This is a genomic window from Micromonospora sp. KC721 (genome assembly GCF_004348355.1).
In the GTDB taxonomy this organism is placed as follows: Bacteria; Actinomycetota; Actinomycetes; order Mycobacteriales; family Micromonosporaceae; genus Micromonospora.
In genome coordinates this window covers 1-19,010 of record NZ_SMJY01000054.1, presented here as the reverse complement: position 1 = coordinate 19,010, position 19,010 = coordinate 1, and the positions used below count along the sequence as shown (strand labels likewise).

Genomic DNA, 19,010 nt, shown 5'->3' with positions numbered 1-19,010 from the left:
GTGGTGCCGGGAGGCAGACTCACCCAGCAGGAACGCCAGCAGATCGCGCTCGGGCTGGCCGACGGGCTCGCCTACGCGGAGATCGCCAGGCGCCTCGACCGCCCCACCTCGACGATCACCCGTGAGGTGATGCGCAACGGCGGCCCCACCGCCTACCGTGCCGACCTGGCCCACCGTGCCACCGAACGCCGCGCCCGACGACGCAGGCAGCCCGTCGTCCGTGGGCCGCAGCTATCCGAGCAGGCTCCCGGACGCGACCTTGAGGCCGTGCGTGAGTACGAGGAGACGTTCACCACCCTGCTCATGCAGCAGGGCGTGCCCAAGATGATGTCCCGGGTGCTGACCTGCCTGTTCACCACCGACGCGGGCAGCCTCACCGCCGCCGAACTCGTTCAGCGCCTGCAGGTCAGCCCGGCGTCGGTTTCCAAAGCGGTGGCGTTCCTGGAGACCCAGGGCCTCATCCGCCGGGAACGCGACGAACGCCGCCGCGACCGCTACCTGGTCGACGACGACGTCTGGTACCAGTCGATGGTCGCCGCCGCCCGATTGAACGCCCAACTCGCCGAAACCGCCCGGCAGGGCGTCGCCATCCTCGGCTCCGACACCCCGGCCGCGCTCCGCCTGGAGAACATCGCCCGTTTCGTCGATTTCGTCGCCGAGAGCATCACCCGCGCCGCGGAACAGGCTCGCGACATCCTCCACACGAGCACGGCACCCGCGCCACGTCCGGATCAAAAGCCCGGCCCCGGCAGGTGAGAGCACCCAACCCGGCCTGCTCGCAACCGGGTGGGTGACAGGCCGACAGACGGATCAACGACAGGCCCCGACGCCCGACCGGCGCATGGTGGAGGCAGGTGGAGAGGCTGCGTTGGCGGGCCACGTCGCATCCCTCCGGCCCGGCGGCGGCCGCGTGCCGCCGCCGGACGCCGCCCGCCAACGTCAGGACAAGGACGTCACCCCACCTCCGGTCGACGCCGTACGGCGCAGTCCGCCACGGGCGGCCGACCGGGCACGCGCGGTCACCGCCGCGCGTGCGAGCCAGGAAGGAGGGGGCGGAAATGGCCGCTCCCACCGTTGCCGCCAGCCTCAACGCCTCGACCTACTCGCCCGGCGACCCGATGACGCTCACCGTCACCTACGGCGACCCGGACACCCGGCCCGTCACCGTCACCGTCGTGGTGACCGACTCCCAGGGCAACCGCAGCGCTCCGGTCAGCGTCACCGCCGTCATCGACCCGCTCACCGTCGCCGTCACCGACGACTCCGGACGGGTCTGGACGAAGCTCTCCGACAACGGGTCGGTGGCCGTCTACCGGGCGGTGGCGTGATGCCCCGGGTCACCGTCACCGTGCGCGACCACGGCGGACGCACCGCGGCCGCCACCGCCGACTACACGATCGCCCCGCCCGTACTGGGCGGCTACTACCTGGCCGGCAACGGCGACCCGACGGCGGACCTGGCCGGCGGCAACTTCCGTTCGCTCACCCAGTACCGCAGCCTCGCCGACAGCCACGTCCTGCCCGGCTGGAACAAGCCGTGGCTGCTCACCCTCGGTCGCAACGGGTTCGCGGTCAACGTCGTGCTGGAGTTGAAGCACTACGGCGCCCCGGACAGCGGTCCGCAGATGTTCACGGTCGACGGGGTCAACCACACCGTCCCGGCGCCCGCGATGACCATCCAGCAGCGTCCGGGGACGGTGTGGCCGAAGGCGTACGGGTACGGGCAGATCCTCGCCGGCCGCTGCGACGGACTGCTCGCCCGGGTCCTGTCGCAGTACCGGACGCTCGGCTTTCCGGTGAACTTCCAACTCGCCTCCGAGTTGGACACCGACCACGAGTTCGGCACATGGGAGTCGGGCGTGACCTACGACTGGGCGGACTCGGACGGTCGCGCCGTGCGGGCGATGGCGTACATCGTGGACTGGTTCCGGTCCCGTCAGCTGCCGGCCGGCACCACCTTCTCCGTCGGCGCGGGTGGCTTCGACCGGGCCGCCTTCCGGCGTACCCACCCGGAATCGCTGATGGCGAAGCTGGACTTCCTCCAGTGGAACGTCTACGCCACCGATCCCAGCCACACCGCGCTGGCCCGGTTCCGTCGTACCCGGGACTGGGCGGTCGCCGACCTCGGCCCGGTGGCGCTGTCCCGCCCGGTGATCGTCGCGGAGTGGGGGGTGCGGGTGGCCGAGATCCCCGACCAGGCAGCCTGGATCGCGACCGTGCCGGCGGCCATCGCCCGGCTCAACGCCGAGCGGGGGCCGCGCGTCGTGCAGACGAACTACTTCAACTCCAGTTGGGGCACCCTGTCGCCCAAGGCGGCCGGGCTGGCCGGGCTGCGGGCCGCGTACGCCACCCGGCCGTACGCCTGACCTCGCCCTATGCTCGCAGCATGGAACTGCGGATCTTCACCGAGCCCCAGCAGGGGGCCAGCTACGACCAGTTGCTCGCCGTGGCCCGGGCCGCCGAGGACGCCGGGTACGGGGCGTTCTTCCGCTCCGACCACTACCTGAAGATGGGCGCGGTGAGCGGGGAGCCGGGGCCGACGGATGCCTGGACCACCCTGGCCGGGCTGGCCCGGGACACCTCCCGGATCCGCCTCGGCACGCTGATGACCGCCGCCACGTTCCGGCTGCCCGGCCCGCTGGCCATCACCGTGGCGCAGGTCGACCAGATGAGCGGCGGCCGGGTCGAGCTGGGCATCGGCACCGGCTGGTACGCCGAGGAGCACACCGCGTACGGCATCCCGTTCCCGCCGGTGGGGGAGCGTTTCGCCCGACTGGAGGAGCAGCTCGCGGTGGTCACCGGGCTGTGGGAGACGCCGGCTGGGAAGACGTTCGACTTCGCCGGGACGTACTACCAGGTGGCCGACTCGCCGGCGTTGCCCAAGCCGGTGCAGCAGCCGCGCCCGCCGATCCTGCTCGGCGGCCTCGGGCCGAGGCGTACGCCACGCCTGGCCGCGCGCTACGCCGACGAGTTCAATCTCCCGTTCGCCTCGATCGAGGACACCGTCGCGCAGTTCGGCCGGGTCCGGGCCGCGTGCGCGGAGATCGGCCGGGACCCGGCGACGATGCGCTGGTCCAACGCGCTGGTGCTCTGCTGCGGCCGTACCGACGCCGAGGTGGCCCGCCGGGCCGCCGCGATCGGTCGGGAGCCGGCCGAGCTGCGGCAGAACGGCCTGGCCGGGACCCCCGCCGAGCTGGTCGACACCATCGGCCGGTTCGCCGCGACCGGCAGCCAACGGATCTACCTCCAGCTGCTCGACCTGTCCGACCTGGACCACCTGGAGCTGGTCGCGGCCGAGGTCATGCCGCAGTTGTAGGCCGGAAGCGCGGTCAGCGGGCCGGTGCGGTCGCGCCCGGCTCGCGCAGCACCGTGTCCAGCCGGCCGTCCCGGTCGCTGTCCAGGTAGGTGATGTCCGGTACGCCGTCGCCGTCGAGGTCGAACTGCACCACGTCGGCGATCCCGTCCCCGTCCAGGTCGGTGACCACCTGCGTGGAGCCGTCCAGGTGGTGGGTGACGATGGACGTCGCGCCCGCGTCGGTGCGCGGGGCCGGGCCGGGCCCCGGCGGCTCCGGCTCCGGTTCCGGCTTCGGCGTCGGTGCCGGCGCGGTCAGGTACGGGTACCAGGCCGGCGGCGCGCTCTCCGGCTCCAGCCCGACACCCGTCGGGTCCATCTCCTCCTCCGACGGGTAGACGTCGCCGTGCAGGGTCGGGTCGCGGTAGCTGCTCATCGCCCCAGTGTTCCCCATCAGCGCCCCGGACAACCCCGATCCCGACCAGGTACGAGGGGCAGAGCCGTCCCCGCGTCGCGGCTACAGTGTTGCCCAGCCGACGCGGCGCGTCCCGCCGCCGCCCTCGCCCCGAGGAGACGTGACCGCCGTGACCGACCTTCCGCGCCGCAACTGGGCCGGCAACGTCACGTACGCCGCCCGTGCCGTGCACCGCCCCTCCTCGCTGGACGAGCTGCGCCGGCTGGTGGCCGGCAGTGACCGGGTCCGGGCGGTCGGCACCGGGCACTCCTTCAACCGGCTCGGCGACACCACCGGAGATCTGGTCTCCCTCGCCGGTCTGCCGCCGACGGTCGAGATCGACCGGGAGCGCGGCACGGTCACCGTCGCCGCCGCGCTGCGCTACGGCGACCTGGCCACCCGGCTGTACGCCGAAGGGCTCGCCCTGGCGAACCTCGCCTCGCTGCCGCACATCTCGGTGGCCGGCGCGGTGGCCACCGGCACCCACGGCTCGGGCGTAGGCAACCGCAACCTGGCCGCGGCGGTGGCCGCGCTGGAGCTGGTCACCGCCGACGGCGACCTGGTCACGGTGGATCGGGGCGACTCCCGCTTCGCCGGCATGGTGGTCTCCCTCGGCGCGCTGGGCGTGGTCACCCGGGTCACCCTGGACACCACCCCCACCTTCGACGTCCGGCAGTACGTCCACCTCGACCTGCCCGCCGAGGCGGTCGACACGGCGTTGTCCTCGGCGTACAGCGTCAGCGGGTTCACCTCCTGGCGGTCGTCGCGCATCGACCAGGTCTGGCGCAAGCAGCTCGCCGACCAGGCGGCCCCGCCCGCCGGCTGGCTCGGGTGCACCGCCGCGACCCAGCCCGTGCACCCGGTGCCCGGGATGCCGGCGCGCAACTGCACCGCCCAGCTCGGCGAGCCCGGCCCGTGGCACGAGCGGCTGCCGCACTTCCGGCTGGGCTTCACCCCCAGCAGCGGTGACGAACTCCAGTCGGAGTACCACCTGCCCCGGGCCGCGACGGCCGACGCGCTGGCCGCGCTGGACGGGATGCGGGACCGGATCGCCGGTGTGCTCCAGATCTGCGAACTGCGCACGGTGGCCGCCGACGGGTTGTGGTTGAGCCCGAACCACGACCGGGACAGCCTCGCCGTCCACTTCACCTGGATCGACGACGCCACGGCGGTGCTGCCGGTGCTGGCGGAGGTGGAACGGCGGCTCGCCCCCTTCGCGCCCCGCCCGCACTGGGGGAAGGTCTTCACCCTGGAGCCGGCGGCGGTGGCCGCCACCTTCCCCCGGTACGCCGACTTCCAGGCCCTGTTGGCCGAGTGGGACCCGACCGGCACGTTCCGTACCGAGGCGCTGGACCGCTACTTCCCGCGCTCCTGACCCACCGCCGCAGGGCTCTTGACAGCCCTGTATGTGAGCGATAACACTTCTGCGAACCGACGACTGACCTCGTCATACGCAACAACAACCGTCCCCCTCCGCAGGTGGAGGTGTCAGCCGCTCCAGTCGTGCCGGCGGCCCCGGTCCCTGCTTCCCTGGTCGTCGTTCCGGTTCTGGATCCACACCGATCCGTCCTCACCCCCGAAAGAGGAAGGCACCTGTGAAAGCAGTTGCGCGGCCCCTGACCGCCACCCTCGCCGCTCTCACCACCGCTATGGCAGGCATCGCCCCGCTCGCCTTCGCCGCCTCGCCCGCCGCCGCGGCGCCCGGCAGCCCCGCCGTCCGGCCGCCGCTGGGCTGGAACAGTTGGAACACCTTCGGCTGCGACATCAACGAAGCCAAGATCCGCGCGGCTGCGGACGCCATGGTCAGCTCCGGCATGAAAGCGGCCGGCTACGAGTACGTCGTGGTGGACGACTGCTGGCAGGCCACGACCCGCGACGCCGCCGGCAACCTGCGCTCCGATCCCGTACGGTTCCCGTCGGGCATGAAGGCGCTCGGTGACTACATCCACAGCAAGGGGCTGAAGTTCGGCATCTACCAGGCCCCACGCGAGGAGACCTGCGCCCAGTACTTCAACGCCATCGGCGGCGCCACCGGCGCACTCGGCCACGAGCAGCAGGACGCGAACACGTTCGCGTCCTGGGGCGTCGACTTCCTCAAGTACGACTGGTGCTCGCCCTGGGGCACCCTCAACGACCAGATCGCCAGCTTCTCGCTGATGCGCGACGCGCTGCGTGCCACGGGACGGCCGATCGTCTACTCGATCAACTCCAACAGTGCGCACTCCAACACCGGACCCTCCTTCGACTGGAGCCCGGTGGCGGACATGTGGCGAACCACCGAGGACATCACCGACAAGTGGCGCAGCGGCTGCACCGGCGACTGCTTCATGGGTGTCACCGAGATTCTCGACGTGCAGGCCCCGCTGCACGCCTGGAACGGCCCGGGGCACTGGAACGACCCCGACATGCTTGAGGTGGGCGTACGCGGCACCTTCACCCCGACCGAGAACCGGGCGCACTTCAGCATGTGGGCCATCATGGCCGCCCCACTGATCGCCGGTAACGACATCACCACCATGTCCGCCGACGTACGCACCGTGCTGACCGACCCCGACGTGCTGGCCATCAACCAGGACTCGCTGGGCCGGCAGGCCCAGCGGGTGCGTGACTTCGGCGAGAGCGAGGTGTGGGCCAAGCCGCTCAGCGACGGTTCGGTCGCGGTCGCTCTGCTGAACCGGTCGGGCAGCACCGCGACGATCTCCACCACCGCCACCGACATCGGTATGCCCGCGGCGAGCGGCTACAACCTGTTCGAGGTCTGGACGCACGCGGCCAGCAACACCTCCGGCGCGATCAGCGCCACCGTCCCGCCGCACGGGGTGGCCATGTACCGGGTGCGCACCGGCTCGACGACCCCGACCGACACCTTCAGCCTGCGCGGTGTCGGATCCAACCGTTGCCTGGACATCATCGGGGGTGCCCCGAACGACGGCGCCCAGGCGGCCATCTGGGACTGCAACGGTGGCCTCACCCAGGTCGTGACCGCTGCCTCCGGCCAGCTGCGCATCGGCGGCAAGTGCCTCGACGCCGACAACAGGGGAACCGCGAATGGCACCAAAGTGATCCTCTGGCCCTGCAACGGGGGCACCAACCAGCAGTGGACGATGCAGGCCGACGGCACCATCCGTGGAGTCCAGTCCGGCAAGTGCATCGACGTCAACCAGGCCGCCACCGCCAACAACTCACCGGTCATCCTGTGGACCTGCTCCGGTGCCGCGAACCAGCGGTGGACCCGCGTCTGAGCGCTACGCACAGGACCCGGCGGACATGAAGTAGTCGGCGTCTGAAGCGTGGGAGCCTGCTGCCGACGGCAGCAGGCTCCCACGCCCTTTGACCGACCCGACCGCAGCGGGCACCGGATGTCGGGTCCGCCGGCCCCTGCCTGCCTAGCGTGGATCTCGTCAGGGAAGGAGATCCACGTGCTGGATCGGTTGAACGAGGCGATGGCGCACGTCGAGCGGCACCTGGACCGGCGGGTGGACGTCGCCGAGCTGGCCCGGATCGCGCTCACCTCGGAGTACCACCTGCGGCGGATGTTCTCCGCGCTGGCCGGGATGCCGCTGTCGGAGTACGTCCGCCGCCGGCGGCTCACCGTCGCCGCGGCCGAGGTGGTCGCCGGGGAGCGGACGCTGCTCGACATCGCGGTCCGCCACGGGTACGGCTCGACCGAGGCGTTCACTCGGGCGTTCCGCGCGGTGCACGGCGTCGGGCCGGGCGAGGCCCGGCGCACCGGCGCGGTGCTCCGCTCCCAGCAGCGGCTCTCCTTCCGTCTCGTCGTCGAAGGAAGTTCCGAGATGCGGTACCGCGTAGTGGAAAAGCCGGAGACCAGGCTGGTGGGTTGGCGGGCCCGGGTGCCCCTGGTCCACGAGGGGATGAACCCGGCGATCGTGGCGTTCCGCCGGGAGCTCGACCAGGCGGCGGCGGCCCGGCTGGCGGCCCTGTCCGACCAGGAACCGGCGGGTCTCGTCGACGCCAGCGACCAACTCGACGAATCCCGGGAGGAGGGCACCGAGCTGGACTACTGGCACGGGGTGGTGACCGACGCCGAGGTGCCGGACGGCGTGGCGTCGCTGACCCTGCCGGCCGGGACGTGGGCGGTGTTCGAGACCTCCGGCGAGTTCCCGGCCGCTGTGCAACACCTGTGGCGAGACGTGTTCACCCAGTGGTTCCCCGCCAACCCGTACCGCAGCCGGACCGGGCCGGAGATCTCCCGTACCCGGATCTCCGCCGACGGCACGCACGTCGACGCCGAGCTGTGGATTCCGGTCGAGCGGACCGCGGCCTAACGGCGGTCGCCGGCCATCTGGTGGCGGAGGCTGCCGCGCTGCACCGCGCGGCTGATGTCGCTGGGCGAGACGATCCCGACCAGTTGCTGGTCGATCACGACCAGCGCCCGCCCGTCGCTGCACTCACTGAGCCGGGGGAGCAGGTCGTTGAGCTGTTCCTCCGGCCGGGCCAGCACCAGGTCCTCGGCCCGGCAGGCCACCTCGGCGAGAGTGGTGGTGGCCCGCCGGTCGGCGGGGATGCCGCGTACCCGGTCGAGGGTGACCAGGCCGACCGGCCGGCCCTGCTCGACCAGCGGCAACGCCGAGTGCCGGTACGCGAAGAGGTAGTGGTCGACGAAGTCGGCGACGGTCATCTCCGCCGAGGCGGTCTGCGGCTGCGAGGTCATCACGTCACTGACCCGGACGCCGGCCAGCGCGCTGCCCATCCGGGCCTGGCGCTCCTCCATGCCGGCCGCCCCGATCAGGAACCAGCCGATCAGCGCCAGCCACAGCCCACCCACCCCGAAACCAGTCAGGAACTGCAGGAGGCCGAGCCCGATCAGCAGCGCGCCCAGCACCCAACCGGCGCGGGCGGCCACCACCGACGCCTTCGTCCGGTCCCCGGTCGCCTTCCACACCGCGGCGCGCAGCAACCGGCCGCCGTCCAGCGGCGCGGCGGGCAGCACGTTGAAGACGGCGAGCAGCACGTTGATGCCGGCCAGCCAGGCCAGCGACCCGAGCAGCAGGCCGTCCGCCCCGAGCAGCGAGAGCAGCACGGCGATGGCGCCGAAGAAGAACCCGAGCAGCAGGCTGACCAGCGGCCCCACCCCGGAGATGCGCAGCTCCGCGCCCGGGTTGGGAGCTTCGCCCCGCAGCTCGGCGACCCCGCCGAAGAGCCACAGCGTGATCCCCTGGACCTGGAGACCGTTGCGCTGGGCGACGATCGCGTGGGACACCTCGTGGGCGAGCAGACCGAGGAAGAACACCACCGCCGCCGCGAGCCCGGCCGCGACGTACGCGGCCACCGGCCGGCCCGGGTACGCCCGGGGGAACTGGTTGGCCGCCAGCGCCCAGGCGATCAGCAGGAAGATGACCAGGACACTCCAGTTGACCCCGACGGGTACGCCCGCGATGCGGCCAATCCGGAAACTCGCCCTCATGCCTGCGTCATACCCGCGTGGGGCCTGCCCATGCGCGGGCGAGAGCTCACCCTTCCCGCCGGATGCCCGTTACTTCATGCGCCCTGTGGTGGACAGGTGGCGGCTTGCAGCAGATCGGCGACGATGTGGATGCCCTCGTGTATGGCGTCCGTGGTGAGGTTGCCGTTCGACGTCATGTGGTAGCTGCTCATGCCGTGGAGGCCGACGGATCGATGTCGGGCGGCTGCGATGACGGCCGGTCGGGGTAGCCGAGTGCCTCGGTGGGCGCCTGCCGGCAGGCGCGACGTATCGCGCGGCTCCAGTCTTCCCGGGGGAAATTCGACAGATCGGGTACGGCGGGCCGGAAGTCGATTCGGATCCGTTCGCTGTCGGCCGCCCGCACCGGACGGTCCGGTGACGGGCAGGCGGTCGCCGCCACCCGCGTGGCTGAGCCAGGCGATGTGACGAGATAACCCTCGGCTTGCAGTTGGGCGTAACACTCGGTGATCAGGCCACGGGAGACGCCGAGGTTGGCGGCCAGTACCCGAGAGAAGGCAATCGTTCTCCGGTGTCCAGCCGACCGGTTCGGATGGCTTCCCGCAGCGCGCGTTCGATCTGGTTGCGCAGCGGTTCCGCGCTGTTCCGGTCCACCGGCAGGGGCAGCTTCGGCCCAGAACCGGTCCACTCAAGGCATGAAACTGGACCTTACTGATGGACCGGTTGAGACCTACGGTTTCCCGCATGGCTGATCTTGCGCTGGCGGCGAGCGGCTGCACGAGTGGCTGTTTCACGACGGGGGGACCACGTTGTGGCAGCCGACGGCGTCACTCCGGCCGGGGTCGACGTCGAACAGGCACGGGAACGTTACACCCACGATGATGGTCGCCGCAGTGATGGCGACGTAACCGAGCCAGACGAGAAATGCCCACACCGTGATCCGGGTGACAGGAGCCGGCGACGCCCGCTGTCCTGTCAGCCGACGCTGGGCCGTGCTCCGCGATGCATTCCTACGTACTGCCATTTCAGCCAAATGACGAGCACATCCAGCACGAACAGAACAAGCATGCCGACCGGCGTCACAGTCGGGAGCGGTACGCCCCGAGTTCCCTCTTCGCGGCGGTCAGTTCCCCGACCGAGTCGTGGACGAGGCCGCGTGCTGTGGTCAGGGTGGCCTCGGTGGCGCGGACGATCTCAGGTCGGCTGCCGGCGAGGACGCCCAGCAGGGCATTCTGGTTCGCCCACATCTTCTGGTGGATCGCGGCGATCCGGCTCACCGCCCGGTCGAGCTGCTCGATGACCTGCTCGATCCCCCCGATGACCTGCCCGGCGATGCTCGGGGTGCTGCTGCGACGGCTCGACATCGCCCGGGGACCTCGGTGACCGGCTCCCCGGCTGCCCGTCATCGGGGCGTGGGCGGCACCGGAGACTGCCCGTGGTGATGTGCCGCCGCGACGGGCAGCCGCCGCTCGTCGTTCGTCGCGCCGCTCACGGAGATGGTCGACGCCGGCGACCACGAAAGCCTTGCCCTGCGAGCCGACCATGCCGCCGATGATCGCGCCGCCGGTCGAGGCGACGCCAGGGGAGACGGGCAGCCCGTAGCGGGCGCTGGCCAGACCGACGAGCATGCCGACGCCGGCCCCACCCCACTCGACCAGCTTCCCCAGCGCTTCCTTGACGCTCTCGTACTTCAGTCGCCGGGCAAACGGCCTCTCTACCTGTTTCCGGCGTCGGTTTCCCTTGCGCCAGCCCATCAGGCCGAGGTGGGATCGAGGTACGCGCAGCTGACCGCGATCAGCAGAGGAAGATAGATGGCCAGGTCCTGGGCTACCTGGGTAGGTGTCTGCTCCATGGGCTCGTCGCCTTCCTCGACGTTCTCGGTGTCGTCGGCGTAGAGGACGCACGCCTTCCACAGATCAGCGTCACGGTATGAGAAAGACCAGAGCCCGTAGACGTCTACGGGAACGGCGACCTTCGGTTGGCCGGAGTGACCGATCCGGTGTAGGTGGGGCTCTTCGGGAGTGGAGCCCAGTCCTTCCCCGAGGGGGAGAAGTTTGTGGCGGCGGAAGACTGGTTCGAGGTCGTCGTCGGTGTCGAACTCGACCAGCAGGCCCCGGCCGATCAGGTTGTCGATGATCTCCGCTGCCTGGGGTTCGGGCTGCGGTGCGGTTTCCAGCAGCCGGATCAGTGACTCTCGGTTGACTTCGAGCTTGGCGTGTCGTTCGGCGTCCACGAAAGCCGCCGCCCAGACCGCGGCTTCGGTCTCGGTCAACTCGACCAAGTCGTCGCCGAGGTGGATCTCGTAGCACTCGGGTGTCGGGTCCGGTGGGCGGACGTAGCGGTAACGCGGACCCATCGACAGACCGGCGGGCACGATGACGCGGGGCATGAGCTTCCTCCCGGTCAGAAGCTGGCGGAGTAACGCTTGGTCGCCTCGATGGAAGCGCCGGCAAGCTGAGACGCCTCATTGAGGTTCTTCTTGACCTGCTCCATCCGGGCGATGGCCTCGGCCACGCTGGGGTGGGTGGTGCCGCTGGTGACCGCTCGCAGCATCGCAAGGCTCTGGTTGATCGAGTCGTGCACTGCCCGCATCTGCGCGATCTGGTCCTGCGTGGACCTGCCGAACTGGTTGATGCCAGCCTTGATCTCCTGGATCGATGCCACCGCGCGTCCTCCCCCTATCCGGCAACGGCCACCCCGCTGGGACCGTACCGGATCATGCACGCATCGTCAGCCCCCGGTCGCGCATCGGTCAGCCGGCCAGGAGCACCGGCTGCTTGATTGCCGTGACGAAGGATGTCCACGCTTCGTGTTGAAGGTGAGGGCCGGGCTGCTCCTGTGGTTATCGAGCTGCGGGTTCACGATTGCTTGATGTGCTGATCTGGTAGAGCTGGCGGGCGAGGTAACGGTTCAGGCGTCAGACGCTACGAACCTGACTACGTAAACGGATCGGGGTGGGCGTGGCCGAGTTGGTGACACCCGTCGCCTGCGAGCAGCGCACCTCGCCGGCTCGGAGGTCACCGCATCACCGGCGCAGTCCCCGTCCGACGGTGACCGGGTAGGTCCCCGTCGGGTCCGCCCCGATCACCCCGGTGCCTGATCCGTTGACGTAGTCAGGTTTGCAGCGAGCGGCAAGCCTGCCTCGTCCGCAGGCGGCGTTACCCCGGTTGCGCCCCGCCCCCAGCGCCACGCCAGCCGGTCGGAAACCGGGTGCGGGCACCTGGTCGCGTGGGGTGGGATCGGGGCCATGCCGATCGTGTTGGGTGAACCGGGAGTCGACGGGCTGCGCGAAGCCGTGGGTGTGCTGCGGGAGTGGCAGTACGAAGGGGCACCGATGCAACTGCATCCGGGGGACCTGGGCTGGTTCTGGCGGTCAGGTGCGGAGGCGACGGCTGCGGCGGTCCGGACGTGGAGCCGGGATGGACAGATTCTCGCCGTGGGGCTGCTGGACGGTCCCGGACTGTTGCGGATGACGATCGCGCCCGGCGCTTGGCGGGACGCGGAGTTGGCGCAGCAGATTGTCGACGACGTGACCGATCCGGAGCGCGGCGTGCTGCCCGAGGGAAAGGTGAACATCGAGGCACCGACGGATGCGCTGGTCCAAGAACTGCTGTCCAAGAAGGGCTGGAAGACCGACGAGCCGTGGACGCCGCTGCGCCGCGACCTCACCGAGCCGGTGGAGGACCCCGGCGTACGGATCGAGGTGGTCGGGCCGGAGCAGGCGCACCTGTTCGCCGCCGTGCTTCGGGCGGCGTTCGAGGGGTCGACGTTCACGGACGAGCGCTGGCACGCGATGGCGGCCGGATCGCCGTACACCGACGCCCGGTCTCTGCTCGCGTACGACGACCAGGGCAACGCGGTGGCGGCGGTGACGGTGTGGTCGGCTGGCCCCGGTAGGCCCGGGTTGCTCGAACCGATGGGCGTACACGGGGAACATCGCTGTCGCGGCTATGGCAAGGCGATCAGCGTCGCCGCGGCGGCCACGCTGCGGGAGTTGGGCTCGTCGAGCGCCGTCGTCTGCACCCCGAACTCCAATCTCGGGGCCGTCGCCACCTACCGGTCAGCCGGCTTCCAGCAACGCCCCGAGGTCCGGGATCGATACCGCGACGCGTAGCACCATCGGCCGCAAGACCATCGATTGCTACGCGCCTCGATGGCGGAGATCGGCATGTTCTTCCGGGCGCCGAACCGGCCGCGCCGAGATCGACAGGTCGGCTCAACACCAGATGGAGATCAGCCACATCGGTTACGACTACGGAGGGTCACCGACCTCCGTGCGAGCCGCCGCGCTCAGCGCGGCATGTTGGTACGCGGGCGAACTGCTATAAGAACGGAGAGTCTGGCGGCAGTGACGGTCGAGTGACTGTCCGTCAGGCGATGTGGGGCTGGATCAGAAGTACACCGATTTGGTCTTCGAGTACGTGGTGTACTGGTTGCCCGGGTAGAAGGTTGATCCGGAGACGGTGACCTGGACGTTGGTGAACCCGTAGCTGGAGACGAGGTCGCCGCTGAAGGTCTCGCAGTTCTGGTAGAAGACGGTGTGGGTGGCTGTGGCGCTTCCCCCCTGGATGGTCACGCTCGCACTCGGGTAGGTGCTCTGCCCACAAAGCGTCACCGAGTAGCTCGCCTGGGTGCTTCCCGTCACCCCCGTCACGCTGCCGGTGGCGGTGCCGAGGGACTGGGTGTTGTTGTAGCCACCTTTGACCGACACGGTGAACGGGGCCGTGCCTGCCTGGGCGCTGGCCGCGGGGAGCATGGCCACTGCGGCCGCGCCGGTGGCGCCTGCGGCCAGCAGGCGGACGAAGCGGGAAGAACGGACTTGAGGCATGCCTACTCCAGAGGTAAAGGCGAAATGTGTTCGCGGCGTGAGCCGACTGCGAATCCAATGTTAGACGGACTGGGACTCAAAAGCACGGACTAAATCGAGTGTCGCCGATGAACATATGTTGCGCAGCCAATTTTGTGGCTCAATGTCACCATTTACGCGACACATGGTGAAGGTGCGACGCGACGCACAGCGCACGCCCCTGGCAGCGTCTCTTTGTCTCGAGCTGGCGATCGATATCCCGCTTGGATCGCTGATGCCAAAAACGTACCGAAGTGGTTCCCGCTCAAGGTGCCGAACTCAACCTGGCGAACGGTCGTTCTGAAAGAGCACGTTCAGCTCGTGATCGTTGGCAGCCCAGTCATAGCCGACCCGGGGTGCCGCGTTGCTGAGCTGCCGACGATCGCGTCGAGGGTGGACGGGCGCGGTCGCGGTGAGACCGCCGACTCCGTCAGGGACGGTAGGAGCTCTGCTTGACCGCCGTGACGAAGGATGCCCATGCCTCGGGCTTGAAGGTGAGGGCGGGCCGGTCGGGTTCTTGCCGTCGCGCACGCCGACGACCTCGGCGAGGTTGTCGGCGACCTCGACGCAGTCGCCGCCGTTGTTGCTGCGGGTGGAGCTGCGCCAGGTGGCGGCGGTCAGGTCAGGCGCGGGAGTGCTCCTCTGCGATCTGGTGAGGAAAGCTCTCCGAGTGAAAATCATCGATCGGCTGATGCCGACCTTCGCGCGTTGTCCCCGCACCCGGCAAGAGGCACAAAGAATGCTGGCCGGGTGTCCCGTCCAGCATTCTCGTTGGGGATCGTTCAGCCCCGGAACGACTCCTGCTGGACGCCCGCGACGAAGTGCGCCCAGGTCGTCGCCGCCCGCACCGATTGCGGCATCCCGTGGCGTTTAGGCCGACGACGCCGCGACATGGCGCAACCCGCAGCGGAGTGACCGTCCGGAGTGCGACCGGGGGCTGACTGTGGTGGTGGTTGTGGGTAGGGTCGGCGCCGGAGATCGTGGCCCATCGGTCCTGGGGAGACGTTGGCATGGAGTCGGTGGCGTCGGCGTTCGGTCGGGCGGTGGCGGCGCACCGGGAGGCCGTGTCGCACGTGGAGGCCGCCCGGGCGCGGCTGCGCGACCGTGCCGGCGACGACGGTGTCCCCGGGCAGGCCGGTGAGGAGGCACGGCGGTTTGCCGCCGGGATGCAGCGCCTCGCCGAGGGGTTGACGCCCGGCTGGCTGGGCTGCCGGCTCGACGCCATCGCCGTGGACCTGCCGACCGGTGTCGACGCGGTGCCGGGGCGTCCGCTTGCGGTGCGGCTGGGCGAGGCGTCGCCGGTCGCCGGGAGCGTGTTCAGCGTGGTGGTGCCGTTCGTGGGCGCCGGTCACCTCGCGGTCGACAGCGACGCCCGTGACCCGTCGGTGGCGCGGTGGCTGCGCGGGGTGCTGCTGCGGGTGCTGGCCGCGTTGCCGGACGGCGTGCTGCGGGTCGCGGCCGTGGACGGGGCGACCCTCGGGGCGGTGTTCGGGCCGTTCCGGGCCATGGTGGAGGCGGAGGCGTGGTCGCGGCCGGCGGTCGACCTGCCGGGCTTCCAGCAGGTGCTCACCGAGGCCGAGGAGCGCATCGAGCGCGCCCAGGCCGGCGAGGCGGACCCGTCGGTGCTGCTGGTGTGCGCTGCGGCGCTGCCGGAGGGCGCGGGGCGTCCGGAGTGGTCCCGGCTGGCGGCGATCGCGCACGCCGGCCCGGCGGCCGGGGTGTTCCTGCTGCTGGCCGGGTATCCGCCGCCGCAGCATCCTGGGCTGGCGGCGGCGCCCCGCCTGGAGAGCACGACGCACCTGACGGCGGCCGGTGGCGGGCTGTTCGCGGTCTCCGACCCGCCGGGGCCGTACCGGTTCAGCGGCGACGGGACTGGCCTGGCGGTGCCGGTGCGGCTGGATGCCGGCCCGGCCGACGACCTGGTGGAGGCGATCTGCCGCCAGTTGGCCAAGAGCGCCCGGGTGCAGGCGTCGACCGACTTCGCCGCGCTGATGCCCAAGGAGATCTGGCAGGAGTCGTCGGTCGGCGGGCTGCGGACCGTGGTGGGCCGGGACGGCCGCACCGACTGCGTGCTGGCTCTCGATGACGCGACACCGCACTGGCTGGTGGGTGGTCGTACCGGGTCGGGTAAGACGGTGTTCCTGCTGGACGTGCTGTACGGGCTGGCGTCGCGGTACTCCCCGGACGAGCTGGGCCTGTACCTGCTGGACTTCAAGGAAGGGGTGTCGTTCGCCGAGTTCACCCCGACGGCCGTGGACCCGTCGTGGATCCCGCACGCCCGTACCGTCGGCATCGAGTCCGACCGCGAGTACGGGCTGGCGGTGCTGCGCACGCTGTCGCGGGAGATGACCCGCCGGGCCACCGAGCTGAAACGGGCCGGGGTGACCAAGCTCGCCGACCTGCGCACCGGGCGGCCGGACGTGGCGATGCCCCGACTGCTCGCGGTGGTCGACGAGTTCCACGTGCTGTTCGAGGGCAACGACGCCCTCGCCCGGCAGGCCGTGGCGCTGCTGGAGGAGTTGGCCCGCAAGGGCCGCTCGTACGGCATCCACCTGATCCTGGCCTCGCAGACCATCTCCGGGGTGGAGGCGCTGTTCACCAAGACCGAGTCGATTTTCGGGCAGTTCCCGCTGCGGGTCGCGCTCGCCGGCGGCGGCGGGGTCCTCGACCAGCTCAACGACGGCGCCGACAACCTCCCCATCGGCGGCGCGGTGATCAACGCGGCGGCCGGCATCGCGGGAGCGAACCGGGTCATCCGCTTCCCGAACGCCGACACCGCGTCGGTGACCGCGCAGCGGCACCTGCTGTGGAACGCCCGCCCACCCGGCGACGCCCCACCGGCGGTGTTCGCCGGCTACGCCGAACAGCACCTCGACGCCGATCCCACCTTCGCCCGCCTGACGCCGGACGTACGGCGACGGCGGGCCCTGGTCGGCCGCGCCGTCGACGTCGGCCTGCCCACCGCCGGGTTCACCCTGGACGCCACCCCCGGCAGCCATCTCGCGGTGTTGGGCACGTCACCGGTCGGCGCCGATGTCCTGCACGCGGCCGCCGTGAGCCTGGCCCGCCAGCACGCCCCCGGCACCGCCCGGTTCCTCGTCGCACCGCTGGTCGCCGCCGCCGACGAAGCCGCCGACGCCACCGTCGACGCGATCACCGCCACCGGGCATCCCTGCGACAGCGTCACCGCGCCCCAACTGCGGGCGCGTCTGGCTGACCTCGCACAGTCCACCGCCCCCGCCGACGGACAGACCACCTACCTGGTGGTGTTCGGGGCGGACGCCGCCAGCAGCCTGCTCGCGGTCAGCGACCCCAGCACCTACCGCACCGGGCACGACGACCTGCGGGCCGTGCTGGCCAACGGCCCCGGCCACGGCGTACACCTGCTCGGCTGGTGGCGCACGGTCAACCGGTTCACCGACGACCTCGGCCCCACCGGCGGCAACGAGATCGCCTGCCTGGTCGCGCTGAACCTCACCGGCAGCGACGTCGGCTCGCTGCTCGGCGACTACGCCACCGACTGGCGGTCCCGCCCCAACCGGGCTTTGCTGATCGACCGGCACGACAACCGCCGCACCCTCATCGTCCCCTACGTCCGTCCCGGCACCCTCGACCAGATCGACGACCTCACATGACCGAGCAGCCCGGCACCCCGATGCCCCGCGACGGCGGCTGGCACGCCTACACCGACCACGCCCGCCGCCTGTCCGCCCTGATGCACGACGAACGCGCCCGCGCCGACCAGCAGGCCGCCGCCACCCGCGAGGGGCAGGCCGCCGTCGACCAGGCCACCCAGCGGCTCGCCGCGCAACGGCAACACCTGGTGGCGCTGGCCGCCACCCTCCGGCTGGCCGAGCCCCACGTCGGCGTCGTCGCGCCCAGCCCCGTCCCCGACCCGCAGGAAGCCCTGCGCCGGGCCGCCGCCGCCGCCGACGCGGCCGACACCGCCGCCGCGCACGCCCACCGCCGGGCCGCCCAACCACCCCTGCTGCCCGGTCTCACGCCGCTGGCCCGCAACGCCCTCGTCTACACCGCCGCCGCGACCCTCGCCACCTTCGTGTCGCTGCTGATGTTCGCCGTCAGCCCCGACGCCGACTTCGGCCGCATCCCCTGGCACCTCGTGCCCTGGTCGCTGTGCGGGCTGCCCGCGCTGGCCTTCTTCGCCGGCTATCTCACCATCAGCCTCGTCGGGCAACCCCGCATCGGCGGCGGCGGGACCAGGTCCGCGCGGGCCGGCGGCGTGATCTGCTTCGTCGGCATGCCGATCCTGTGGTTCATCTTCATCGCCGCGACCCGGGGCTGACTGGCCCTGCCTCCGGCGGCACGCGGTCGATCAGGCGGTCGGGGGCGGGGTGGGCAGCGCGTCGACCACGACGAGCGGGGTGCCGGGTGACACCTCGGCGAGGAGTGTGCGCTGCGCGCTTCGGGTCAGCCGGATGCAGCCGTTGGTGACGTTCCTGCCGAGGGTGTCGTCGTTGTGCCAGCTGTGCAGGCCGATGTGGGCGCCGCGCAGGCCGGTCGGCACCGCGTCGGGATCGTCGGGGATCGCGCCGAGGGCGAAGATGTCGACTCCGCCGTAGACCGCCTCGGGCGGGGCGGTGCGGCCCAGGATGAACGTGCGGCCCAGCGGGGTGGACTGGCCGGGCATGCCGAGGCTCACCGGCCAGGAGTTGATCGCCCTGCCGTGCCGGTACCAGGTCAGCCGGTGCCGGCTCCGCTCGACCACGATCTGGTCGCGCAGGGCGACGGTGCGCCAGCCCTCGTCGGGCAGCCAGGCGATCCGCCGGTTGGCCGAGGGGAGCAGCACGGCCGTCCAGCCGGGGCGGCGCTGCGCCACCGGCATGGTCAGCGGGACGCCGCTGATGGTGGGGGCGAGCAGGGCCAGCGGTCGCCCGCCGGGTGCGTCGTACGCGGCGATCCGCCGGGTGGGGGTCAGGCCCTCGGTCAGCCCGGTGGTGTCGTACGGGTGCGGGTCGGCCGGGAAGCCGGCGGGGGCCGGCGCGTAGTCGACCACAGGC

Annotated in this window: 18 protein-coding genes and 1 pseudogene; 10 read left to right on the top strand and 9 right to left on the bottom strand. The window is 71.2% G+C overall.

Going from position 1 to position 19,010, the window contains the following annotated elements; genetic code table 11:
- The first annotated feature begins 3 nt into the window (after positions 1-3).
- The 4 genes from E1182_RS12355 to E1182_RS12340 all read left to right on the top strand — a co-directional run bounded on the left by E1182_RS12355 (position 4) and on the right by E1182_RS12340 (position 3,315).
- Positions 4-756, top strand: coding sequence for a GbsR/MarR family transcriptional regulator (locus E1182_RS12355; RefSeq protein ID WP_132264250.1), 753 nt, complete (start codon positions 4-6; stop codon positions 754-756).
- Positions 757-1,058: 302 nt separating this feature from the next.
- Positions 1,059-1,328 (top strand): hypothetical protein, encoded by a 270-nt coding sequence (locus E1182_RS12350; RefSeq protein WP_132264248.1) that lies wholly within the window; start codon positions 1,059-1,061, stop codon positions 1,326-1,328.
- Entirely contained in the window at positions 1,328-2,365 is a 1,038-nt protein-coding gene (locus E1182_RS12345) for a hypothetical protein (protein ID WP_132264246.1), read from the top strand. Before E1182_RS12350 ends, E1182_RS12345 begins: the two co-directional genes overlap by 1 nt.
- Before the next feature lie 20 nt (positions 2,366-2,385).
- Positions 2,386-3,315 (top strand): LLM class F420-dependent oxidoreductase, encoded by a 930-nt coding sequence (locus tag E1182_RS12340; protein ID WP_132264244.1) that lies wholly within the window; start codon positions 2,386-2,388, stop codon positions 3,313-3,315.
- 13 nt (positions 3,316-3,328) lie between these two features.
- On the opposite strand, the gene E1182_RS12335 is transcribed toward E1182_RS12340, so the two are convergent.
- On the bottom strand, positions 3,329-3,727 hold the full coding sequence (locus E1182_RS12335) for a hypothetical protein (RefSeq protein ID WP_132264242.1): 399 nt from the start codon (positions 3,725-3,727) through the stop codon (positions 3,329-3,331).
- Positions 3,728-3,866: 139 nt separating this feature from the next.
- Here E1182_RS12335 and E1182_RS12330 point away from each other — a divergent pair, with 139 nt between their 5' ends.
- The 3 genes from E1182_RS12330 to E1182_RS12320 all read left to right on the top strand — a co-directional run bounded on the left by E1182_RS12330 (position 3,867) and on the right by E1182_RS12320 (position 8,031).
- Positions 3,867-5,120 carry an FAD-binding protein gene (locus E1182_RS12330; protein WP_243706192.1) on the top strand — a complete coding sequence of 418 codons (1,254 nt, stop codon included), beginning with the start codon at positions 3,867-3,869 and terminating at the stop codon, positions 5,118-5,120.
- Between the two features lie 274 nt (positions 5,121-5,394).
- Positions 5,395-6,987: a ricin-type beta-trefoil lectin domain protein gene (locus E1182_RS12325; RefSeq protein ID WP_132264270.1), complete on the top strand. Its 1,593-nt coding sequence runs from the start codon at positions 5,395-5,397 to the stop codon at positions 6,985-6,987.
- A 177-nt stretch (positions 6,988-7,164) separates the two neighbouring features.
- Positions 7,165-8,031 carry an AraC family transcriptional regulator gene (locus E1182_RS12320; RefSeq protein WP_132264238.1) on the top strand — a complete coding sequence of 289 codons (867 nt, stop codon included), beginning with the start codon at positions 7,165-7,167 and terminating at the stop codon, positions 8,029-8,031.
- Here the strand turns inward: E1182_RS12320 and E1182_RS12315 are convergent.
- The 5 genes from E1182_RS12315 to E1182_RS12295 form a co-directional block, all read right to left on the bottom strand.
- Entirely contained in the window at positions 8,028-9,170 is a 1,143-nt protein-coding gene (locus tag E1182_RS12315; RefSeq protein WP_132264236.1) for a site-2 protease family protein, read from the bottom strand. The two genes, E1182_RS12320 and E1182_RS12315, sit on opposite strands and share 4 nt — an antisense overlap.
- Positions 9,171-9,357: 187 nt before the next feature.
- On the bottom strand, positions 9,358-9,834 hold the full coding sequence (locus E1182_RS12310) for a GntR family transcriptional regulator (RefSeq protein ID WP_207921373.1): 477 nt from the start codon (positions 9,832-9,834) through the stop codon (positions 9,358-9,360).
- A 391-nt stretch (positions 9,835-10,225) separates the two neighbouring features.
- Positions 10,226-10,900, bottom strand: coding sequence for a hypothetical protein (locus E1182_RS12305; protein WP_132264234.1), 675 nt, complete (start codon positions 10,898-10,900; stop codon positions 10,226-10,228).
- Positions 10,900-11,535, bottom strand: coding sequence for a hypothetical protein (locus E1182_RS12300; protein WP_132264233.1), 636 nt, complete (start codon positions 11,533-11,535; stop codon positions 10,900-10,902). Before E1182_RS12300 ends, E1182_RS12305 begins: the two co-directional genes overlap by 1 nt.
- Before the next feature lie 14 nt (positions 11,536-11,549).
- Positions 11,550-11,810: a hypothetical protein gene (locus E1182_RS12295; protein WP_132185950.1), complete on the bottom strand. Its 261-nt coding sequence runs from the start codon at positions 11,808-11,810 to the stop codon at positions 11,550-11,552.
- A 583-nt stretch (positions 11,811-12,393) separates the two neighbouring features.
- Here E1182_RS12295 and E1182_RS12290 point away from each other — a divergent pair.
- Complete coding sequence (locus E1182_RS12290) at positions 12,394-13,260, top strand: N-acetyltransferase (RefSeq protein ID WP_132264231.1); 867 nt, start codon at positions 12,394-12,396, stop codon at positions 13,258-13,260.
- A gap of 276 nt (positions 13,261-13,536) precedes the next feature.
- Here the strand turns inward: E1182_RS12290 and E1182_RS12285 are convergent, their stop codons facing one another.
- The gene (locus E1182_RS12285) at positions 13,537-13,974 is read right to left on the bottom strand and encodes a hypothetical protein (RefSeq protein WP_132264229.1); all 438 of its coding nucleotides are present in this window, start codon (positions 13,972-13,974) and stop codon (positions 13,537-13,539) included.
- 448 nt (positions 13,975-14,422) lie between these two features.
- Positions 14,423-14,673 (bottom strand): annotated as a pseudogene (locus E1182_RS12280) (DUF397 domain-containing protein).
- Positions 14,674-15,002: 329 nt separating this feature from the next.
- Here E1182_RS12280 and E1182_RS12275 point away from each other — a divergent pair.
- Positions 15,003-17,627: an FtsK/SpoIIIE domain-containing protein gene (locus E1182_RS12275; RefSeq protein WP_132264227.1), complete on the top strand. Its 2,625-nt coding sequence runs from the start codon at positions 15,003-15,005 to the stop codon at positions 17,625-17,627.
- Positions 17,624-18,295, top strand: a complete 672-nt coding sequence (locus E1182_RS12270; protein WP_132264226.1) for a hypothetical protein — start codon at positions 17,624-17,626, stop codon at positions 18,293-18,295. The genes E1182_RS12275 and E1182_RS12270 overlap by 4 nt, the downstream gene beginning before the upstream one ends.
- A 30-nt stretch (positions 18,296-18,325) precedes the next feature.
- Here the strand turns inward: E1182_RS12270 and E1182_RS12265 are convergent.
- Positions 18,326-19,010 (bottom strand): L,D-transpeptidase (locus E1182_RS12265; protein WP_132264225.1); only part of this gene is annotated, 685 nt, incomplete at its 5' end.

Coding starts and splice junctions, on each gene's coding strand:
- E1182_RS12300 (WP_132264233.1), bottom strand. CDS start 11,535: ATGCCCCGCGTCATCGTGCCCGCCGGTCTGTCGATGGGTCCGCGTTAC.
- E1182_RS12305 (WP_132264234.1), bottom strand. CDS start 10,900: ATGGGCTGGCGCAAGGGAAACCGACGCCGGAAACAGGTAGAGAGGCCG.
- E1182_RS12325 (WP_132264270.1), top strand. CDS start 5,395: ATGGCAGGCATCGCCCCGCTCGCCTTCGCCGCCTCGCCCGCCGCCGCG.
- E1182_RS12345 (WP_132264246.1), top strand. CDS start 1,328: ATGCCCCGGGTCACCGTCACCGTGCGCGACCACGGCGGACGCACCGCG.
- E1182_RS12350 (WP_132264248.1), top strand. CDS start 1,059: ATGGCCGCTCCCACCGTTGCCGCCAGCCTCAACGCCTCGACCTACTCG.
- E1182_RS12335 (WP_132264242.1), bottom strand. CDS start 3,727: ATGAGCAGCTACCGCGACCCGACCCTGCACGGCGACGTCTACCCGTCG.
- E1182_RS12315 (WP_132264236.1), bottom strand. CDS start 9,170: ATGAGGGCGAGTTTCCGGATTGGCCGCATCGCGGGCGTACCCGTCGGG.
- E1182_RS12270 (WP_132264226.1), top strand. CDS start 17,624: ATGACCGAGCAGCCCGGCACCCCGATGCCCCGCGACGGCGGCTGGCAC.
- E1182_RS12275 (WP_132264227.1), top strand. CDS start 15,003: ATGGAGTCGGTGGCGTCGGCGTTCGGTCGGGCGGTGGCGGCGCACCGG.
- E1182_RS12285 (WP_132264229.1), bottom strand. CDS start 13,974: ATGCCTCAAGTCCGTTCTTCCCGCTTCGTCCGCCTGCTGGCCGCAGGC.
- E1182_RS12290 (WP_132264231.1), top strand. CDS start 12,394: ATGCCGATCGTGTTGGGTGAACCGGGAGTCGACGGGCTGCGCGAAGCC.
- E1182_RS12340 (WP_132264244.1), top strand. CDS start 2,386: ATGGAACTGCGGATCTTCACCGAGCCCCAGCAGGGGGCCAGCTACGAC.